This is a genomic window from Streptosporangium sp. NPDC003464 (assembly GCF_053588315.1).
In genome coordinates, this window is the sequence record NZ_JBSFPS010000453.1 from 1 (window position 1) to 4213 (window position 4213).

Sequence of the window (4213 nt, forward strand, 5' to 3'; positions counted from 1 at the left end):
ACGTCGACTCCCCCCTCGCCGTCGTAGGTGGCGCCGGAGTCGGCTTTGCAACGGCTGGCCACCGCGCAGGACGACCCCGATGACCTCGCCGCTGTGGGGCATCCGTACCGTCAGCGTGCCGGTGGGGTGGAGTCCGAGAGTCAGCCGGTCTGATCACCGGATCGGACCGATCGGCGTTCCCAGGCCAGGGCCGCGACCATACCAATGGCATAGGCGACCAGGTCCCATGGGTCGGGGAACGCGCCGACCAGGACACCGCCGATGCCCGGCGGGATCATGCCGACTACTTGGTAGAACTCGACGGCGGCGGCGATCGCGGCCGTGGCCAGGGTGCGGCGTGCGGCGGTGGTGCGCCACAGCAGCCCCAAGAACGCGTAGACCAGCATGGTGGCACCGACGTCGCTCACGTAACCGCGGACGAACGGTTGTCCCGGGCCCCGGTAGAAGAGGGTGAACGCGCCGACGGCGAGGGCGACGCCACCCAGAAGGACCATGGCACGGCGCATGAGATTGACATCTTCTCCGAATCTCAACGATCAGGACGAACCTGATCGTAGAGCTCGTCCCTTGACGATCCATCCGGAATGAGGCCCGACCAGATGAAACAGTGCCCGCGTGGTGCGAGGAAGAGAACTCCAACACCTGTTCATGATCCACCGAATGTGGGTTTTGACCTTTGTGGGCTGAACCCCGTAGAGGGACAGGCTGGTGGAGAGCGGCCAGGGCCGCGGTACGTCAGTCACCAACTCAACTAAAGAGACATCTGTACATGTCTAACGGCAGATGTGGCGGCCTTCTCCTGCACGTCAGGGTGAGGGCATGTCATTGATCAACATCACTCCCACGTCGGTTCACCACAACGCCTGGTTCCCCGGGCGTTTCCTCGGAGGTGGCGCCCTGGTGCTCGGGCCGCTCCTGTGGTTCGCCGGGTTGACGCTGCGCCACCTGGCGACAAGCACGGCGGAGTTCACGCCGGAGCAGCGGGCGTCCTTCGCCACGCAGCCGTTCGCCGCGCCGGAGCAGTTGGCCGCCTACGCCGTGAACCCGGGGCTGGCTACGGCTGGGTACGCCCTTTACACGGCGGGCGCCATCGTGCTGTGCCTGGCGATTGTCGTGCTGGCCCGGGTGGCTGCCGCGCGCTCCCCCTGGGCGGCCCAGTTGGGTGGCGCGCTGGTGGTCGTGGGGTTGTTCTCGCGCCTGTACTGGGCGGGAGTGGACGAGACGGCCCTGCGGCTCATCGGGACGCTGGGGCTGGAGCGGACGACCGAGATCGTGATGGACTTGTACGTGGACATCTCCTACGGGCCCTGGCGGGTTCCGGTCTCGGCGGCCTTCGGTCTCTACCTCGGGACGCTGCTCCTCGGCCTGGCCGCCTTCCGTGCGGGCACGTTCGGCACCGGGCGGCTGGTGCTGTTCGTGTTCTCGGGATGGCTGTGGACCGGCGTGCTGAAGAGAAGCGAGCTGATCGACGGCGTCCTGTCGGGTGCTGTGCTGTGCCTGGTGCTCGTGCCGCTCGGGATCAAGGTGCTGCGCGATGCCGTACCGCAGCTGCGCGCGCAGGCGCAGCCGGCCGGGGACCGGGTGCCGTTGCGGGTGCTCAGCTGGTGACGGGCCGCTCCGGGCACCGCTCGGCGGTCTCTACGCTGTGGTGGGTGAGGGATATGCGGGCCGGGCTCTTGTCGTGGGCGTTGCCCGCCTTCGCCTTCTGCGGGGCCTTCGTGCCGGCGGCGTTGCCCGGCGCGCAGGCGTACGGGTACGCGGCCACGCTGGCCGGACTGCCCGCGCACCTGCCGGTTGCCTACGTTGCGGCCGCCGTGGTGGGGTTGCTCGCCGCGTGGGCGGCGGCCAGGGCGGCGCTCGGCAGGCCGTGGCTGCTCCTGGTGCTCGCGCCGGCCGACGCTGTGCTCCGCACGCCGGGGCTGCTGCTGGCGGTGGCCTCGTACGTGGCCGCGACCGTCCTGCGGCGCCCGGTCCCGCTGGCGCTGTATGCGGTGCCGGTCAGTCTGGTCGCGGTCATCCCGCAGCCCGGTGCCGGGCTGGTCAGCGCGCTTGGTGGCGCGCCCCTGTTCGTCTGGCTCCCGCTGGTGCTCGGGCTGTGGGCGGGCGCCCGCCGCGAAGTGGTCGCGGGGCTGCGCGAGCGTGCCCGGCGGCTGGAGCGCGAGCAGGCGGCGCGAAGCGAGCAGGCGCGCGCGCTGGAGCGCGCCCGGATCGCGCGCGAGATGCACGACGTGGTGACCCATCGGGTCTCGCTCATGGTCCTGCGGGCGGGAGCGCTGGAGATCAACGCCACCGACGAGAAGACCGCGGCGGAGGCGGAGCTGATCCGCGTGACGGGCAAGGACGCGCTCACCGAGCTCAGAGCGGTGCTGGGAGTTCTCAGTGAGGAGGACGGGGAGTACCGTCCGCGGCCGACACTGGCCGATCTCGACGGGCTCTTGGAGCAGTCCCGCTCGGCCGGCGTCCCGGTGGAACGGCACGAGGAGGGCGATCCTGGCGCGCTGTCGGTCATGGTCCAGCACACCGCCTACCGCGTCGTCCAGGAGGCCCTCACCAACATCCACAAACACGCGGGCCGGGCCGCGACCCAGGTCGTCCTGCGTCATCTGCCCGCCGCGCTGCAGGTCGACGTGCGCAACGCCGCCCCGCCCGAACCGGCCCTGGACCTGCCCGGTGGCGGGGCCGGGCTGCTGGGGCTGCGCGAGCGCGTGGAGCTGCTGGGCGGACGCTTCACGGCCGCAGCGGAGCCGGACGGCGGATTCCTGGTCAGCGTCAGGCTACCGACATGATCAAAGTGCTCATCGCGGACGACGAGGCGCTGGTGCGCACCGGCCTGCGCGCGATCCTGGAGGCCGCCGGCGACATCGAGGTGATCGCCGAGGCGCGCAACGGGGCCGAGGCGGTGGCCGAGGCCACCCGCCATCGGCCGCACGTCGTCCTCATGGACGTGCGGATGCCGGTCATGGATGGCGTGACGGCGCTCAGGGAGATCAACTGCTCGCCTCAGCCGCCCAAGACGGTCATGCTGACCACCTTCGATCGCGACGAGTACGTCTACAGCGCCCTGCGGGCCAGGGCAGCGGGCTTCTTGCTGAAGGACACCCCGCCCCGTGACCTGATCGCCGCCGTGCGCGCGGTGGCTCAAGGCAACGCCACGCTCTCACCAACGGTGACCAAGCGCATGCTCGACGCCTTCGCCAGGCAGGAGACCCCCGACTCGGCCGTCGCCAGGAAGCGCCTGGCCCGGCTTACCGAGCGCGAACGCCAGATCGCGCGGGCGGTGGCTCGAGGGCTGTCCAACGCCGAGATCGCCCGCGAGCTGGGCATGACCGAGACCACAGTCAAGGCGCACGTCAGCCGCTCACTGGCCAAGCTGGGCCTGGCCAACCGGGTGCAGATCGCGCTGCTCGTCCGCGACGCAGGCGGGAACGACCTACCCTGATCACGGCTACTGGCGCCCCACATCGTCCGGACCTCGCCGCAGGGTTGGACAGTTAGGGGGCAGACCAAGTACGCCGGAAAGGGCTAATAGGGCTGGTCAGGCGGTAGGGGCGGAAGCCGGGGTTTCGGCTGTGGACAGCCGTGCCCGGCTTGGGGCCGGATTGGTTCCCGCAGTGATCTCACTGCGCTGACCTGGTCAGACGCCGTCTCGGGAACCAGACAGAATGAACATTCTGTCCGCTCAGCCCCCTACTTTGCCCCTGGCTGTAGCTTCGGGAGTCCTTGGCCTGGTCGCCGCCGCCGACAACCTCACCATCCGGATGAGCGGCCGTGACTACAGCGCCGTGCACAGCGACGTCGAGCTATTCGGCAGCTACCGCCAGATGGCGATCGCCAGCGGCGTCGATGCCGACGACCCGGTGCTCGCGCCGTGCCGCGGTGACCGGTACGGCCGCGCCGGGGGCTGCTGGGAGGAGATCGAGCGCGACCTTCCCGCCCGCGACGCAAAGCGCGACGCCGATGGTTGAGACACAGCAGGGCGGCCCGTCATGGCGTCCTGCTCCCGAAGGCGTCCCCAGCCCCAAAGTAGCGATGAGCTAGATAAGGGTTGCGGTTCGTAGTCGTCACGAATCGCGCGTACCGGGGCGTAGGGGGTGTTCCCCGTTCGATCGTGTGCCCTGTTCTCGGGGGCCGTTGCTGGAGTCCGTTCAGACAGACAAGTAGTAAAGACAGGAGATGATCAAGAGACGATGACGCCGCCGCAGAGTGGTGGGAC

5 protein-coding genes are annotated in these 4213 nt (G+C 69.6%); 4 read left to right on the forward strand and 1 reads right to left on the reverse strand.

Annotation, left to right across the window (positions count from 1 at the left end; genetic code table 11):
* Window positions 1-140: 140 nt before the first annotated feature.
* Window positions 141-494 (reverse strand): DUF2809 domain-containing protein, encoded by a 354-nt coding sequence (locus tag ACWDS7_RS46940; protein WP_451934588.1) that lies wholly within the window; start codon window positions 492-494, stop codon window positions 141-143.
* Between the two features lie 325 nt (window positions 495-819).
* Between ACWDS7_RS46940 and ACWDS7_RS46945 the strand changes: the two genes are divergently transcribed.
* The 4 genes from ACWDS7_RS46945 (at window position 820) to ACWDS7_RS46960 (ending at window position 3965) form a co-directional block, all read left to right on the forward strand.
* On the forward strand, window positions 820-1608 hold the full coding sequence (locus ACWDS7_RS46945; protein WP_451934589.1) for a hypothetical protein: 789 nt from the start codon (window positions 820-822) through the stop codon (window positions 1606-1608).
* Window positions 1609-1661: 53 nt separating this feature from the next.
* Window positions 1662-2786 (forward strand): sensor histidine kinase, encoded by a 1125-nt coding sequence (locus ACWDS7_RS46950; protein WP_451934592.1) that lies wholly within the window; start codon window positions 1662-1664, stop codon window positions 2784-2786.
* Window positions 2783-3439: a response regulator gene (locus tag ACWDS7_RS46955; RefSeq protein WP_451934590.1), complete on the forward strand. Its 657-nt coding sequence runs from the start codon at window positions 2783-2785 to the stop codon at window positions 3437-3439. Before ACWDS7_RS46950 ends, ACWDS7_RS46955 begins: the two co-directional genes overlap by 4 nt.
* Window positions 3440-3662: 223 nt before the next feature.
* A complete protein-coding gene (locus tag ACWDS7_RS46960; RefSeq protein ID WP_451934591.1) occupies window positions 3663-3965 on the forward strand; it encodes a DUF6283 family protein in 303 nt (100 codons plus the stop codon).
* Window positions 3966-4213 lie beyond the last annotated feature (248 nt).

Coding starts and splice junctions, on each gene's coding strand:
- ACWDS7_RS46945 (WP_451934589.1), top strand. CDS start 820: ATGTCATTGATCAACATCACTCCCACGTCGGTTCACCACAACGCCTGG.
- ACWDS7_RS46955 (WP_451934590.1), top strand. CDS start 2,783: ATGATCAAAGTGCTCATCGCGGACGACGAGGCGCTGGTGCGCACCGGC.
- ACWDS7_RS46940 (WP_451934588.1), bottom strand. CDS start 494: ATGGTCCTTCTGGGTGGCGTCGCCCTCGCCGTCGGCGCGTTCACCCTC.
- ACWDS7_RS46960 (WP_451934591.1), top strand. CDS start 3,663: ATGAACATTCTGTCCGCTCAGCCCCCTACTTTGCCCCTGGCTGTAGCT.
- ACWDS7_RS46950 (WP_451934592.1), top strand. CDS start 1,662: ATGCGGGCCGGGCTCTTGTCGTGGGCGTTGCCCGCCTTCGCCTTCTGC.